3 protein-coding genes are annotated in these 2,477 nt (G+C 66.8%); all 3 read left to right on the top strand.

From position 1 onward, the window contains the following. Positions 1-76: 76 nt before the first annotated feature. Positions 77-523, top strand: a complete 447-nt coding sequence (gene tnpA / locus CKW40_RS45545) for an IS66-like element accessory protein TnpA (RefSeq protein WP_095205360.1) — start codon at positions 77-79, stop codon at positions 521-523. A gap of 26 nt (positions 524-549) precedes the next feature. Continuing rightward, positions 550-876 carry an IS66 family insertion sequence element accessory protein TnpB gene (gene tnpB / locus CKW40_RS42070; protein WP_224690299.1) on the top strand — a complete coding sequence of 109 codons (327 nt, stop codon included), beginning with the start codon at positions 550-552 and terminating at the stop codon, positions 874-876. A gap of 109 nt (positions 877-985) precedes the next feature. Next, a complete protein-coding gene (tnpC, locus tag CKW40_RS42065) occupies positions 986-2,464 on the top strand; it encodes an IS66 family transposase (RefSeq protein ID WP_095205361.1) in 1,479 nt (492 codons plus the stop codon). The last annotated feature ends 13 nt before the right edge of the window (positions 2,465-2,477 follow it).

The raw sequence follows: 2,477 nt of genomic DNA, 5'->3' as shown, positions 1-2,477 counted from the left end.
CGTAAGCGCTGTCTCGTTGGCACCTTTCGCGCGTTGTCGTGAGCGACGATGCTCGGAGCCTTGAGGGCTTCGACACATGACGATTTCAGAGCTTACGCTTAAGTCCAGGGACGAGGAGCCGGTTCGACGGCTTGAGATATTCACGGGTTCTGGACGGCGGCGCGAATGGTTGCCGGAGGAGAAAGCGCGGATCGTGGCGGAAAGCTACGATGCTGGCGAGACGGTGAGCGCGGTGGCTCGGCGACATGCATTGTCCCCGCAGCAGCTGTTCGCCTGGCGCCGGTCCGCGCGGGTGCCGTTGGCGAATGCGCCGGCACCGGAGCCGTTGTTTGTTCCAGCGGTGGTCGCGGCACAGGAGCCCGAACCGGCGGGGAAGCGCGCGAGATCGACACGGCAGCGGAAGGCCGCGCGAGAAACCGGCGTGATAGAGCTGGAGATTGACGGCGTCGCCATGCGGGTCGGTCGTGGCGCCGACGCCAGGACGGTGGCGGCGGTGATCCGTGCGCTGAAGGCGCCGTCGTGATCGGGCCGACGGGTGTGGTCAAGGTGATGGTCGCGACGAAGCCGGTGGACTTCCGCAAGGGGGCCGAAGGCCTGGCGGCGCTGGTGCGCGAGACGATGGGCGCCGATCCGTTCTCTGGCGCGGTCTACGTCTTCAGGGCCAAGCGCGCCGACCGGGTCAAGCTGGTGTACTTCGACGGCACCGGCGTGTGCCTGCTGGCGAAGCGTCTGGAGGACGGGAAGTTCTGCTGGCCTGCCATCACCGATGGCGTGGTGAGGTTGTCGGCGGCGCAATTGCAGGCGCTCCTGGAAGGGTTGGATTGGCGGCGCGTGCATGACGCCCGCGAGACGCGCGCGCCGGTCGCGGCAAGTTGATTCCATGGGAGGCTAGAGGCGCTGGCAAAGCATTGGAATGCATGATTGAATCGGCCTTGTGAGCAACCCGGCCGAGCCTCAGACCAACGATCCGATCGCGCTTCAGGCGATGCTCGCGGCGGAGCGCGCCGAGAACGAGCGGCTGCGCCAGATCATCAAGGAACTGCAGCGCCACCGCTTCGGCCGCAGGGCAGAGAGCCTGCCGGTCGACCAGCTGCTGCTGGGCCTGGAAGAGGCCGAGCAGATCGAGGCTGAAGGCTTCGCCGCGGAGGACACCGCCGATACTGCCAAGCGCGAGGCTCGCGCCAGGAAGCGCCGCGCCAACCGTGGATCACTGCCCGCGCATCTGCCGCGTATCGAGCAGATCATCGACATTCCCGACAAGATCTGCCCGTGCTGCAAGGGAATGCTGCATGTCATGGGCGAGGATCGCTCCGAGCGCCTCGACATCGTGCCGGCCCAATTCCGCGTCATCGTCACGCGCCGACCGAAATACGCCTGCCGGAGCTGCGAGGAGGTCGTGGTGCAGGCACCGGCTCCGCCACGGCTTGTCGAGGGCGGCATCCCGACTGAGGCGACCGTCGCCCATGTGCTGGTCTCCAAGTACGCCGACCATCTTCCCCTGTATCGCCAGGCGCAAATCTACGCCCGCCAAGGCGTGAACCTGGATCGCTCGACGCTTGCCGATTGGGTCGGCAAGGCGGCTTTCCTGCTCCGCCCCATCCACGAGCGGTTGTTCGAGCGGCTGAAGGCCTCCGGGAAGCTCTTCGCCGACGAGACCACGGCGCCGGTGCTCGATCCCGGGCGCGGCCGCACCAAGACGGGCCAGCTGTTCGCTTATGCTCGCGACGATCGCCCCTGGGGCGGGATCGCTCCACCTGGCGTCGCCTATCTCTATGCACCCGACCGCAAGGCCGAACAGCCACTGCGGCACCTTCAGGGCTTCGTCGGAATCCTGCAAGTCGACGGCTACGCCGGATACCGGGCGTTGGCCGAGCGCAATGCCGTGAGCCTGGCGTTCTGCTGGGCGCATGTCCGTCGACGCTTCTACGAACTGGCCCAGTCCGGGCCCGCGCCGATCGCCACGGAGGCGCTCCAGCGCATCGCCGAGCTCTACAAGATCGAGAACGAGATACGGGGACGCTCGCCCGAAGAGCGGCGCACCGCGCGCCAGGAGAGAAGCCGCCCCATCATCGATACCCTCCAGCCATGGCTGCGCGAGAAGCTCGCCCTGGTCAGCCAGAAGAGCAAGCTCGCTGAAGCAATCCGCTACCCCCTCTCGCGTTGGGCCGGACTTGGTCGCTTCCTCGACGACGGCCGCGTCGAGATCGACTCCAACGTCGTCGAACGCTCGATCAGGCCAATCGCCCTCAATCGGAAGAATGCGCTCTTCGCCGGTTCCGACGGCGGTGGCGAGCACTGGGCGACCATCGCCTCGCTCGTAGAAACCGCGAAACTCAACGGCGTCGACCCGTACGCCTACCTCGCCGACGTCATCACCCGCATCGTCGCAGGCCATCCGCAAAGCCAGCTCGACGACCTGCTGCCCTGGGCCTATGCCCCCGCGCCACTCAAGGCCGTGGCCTGAGAACAGCGGTTAC

Origin of the sequence: Mesorhizobium carmichaelinearum (genome assembly GCF_900199455.1) — a bacterium.
GTDB classification, from domain to species: Bacteria; Pseudomonadota; Alphaproteobacteria; order Rhizobiales; family Rhizobiaceae; genus Mesorhizobium; species Mesorhizobium carmichaelinearum.
Note: the sequence above shows the minus strand (reverse complement) of the source record. Positions and strands in the feature narration are given on the sequence as shown.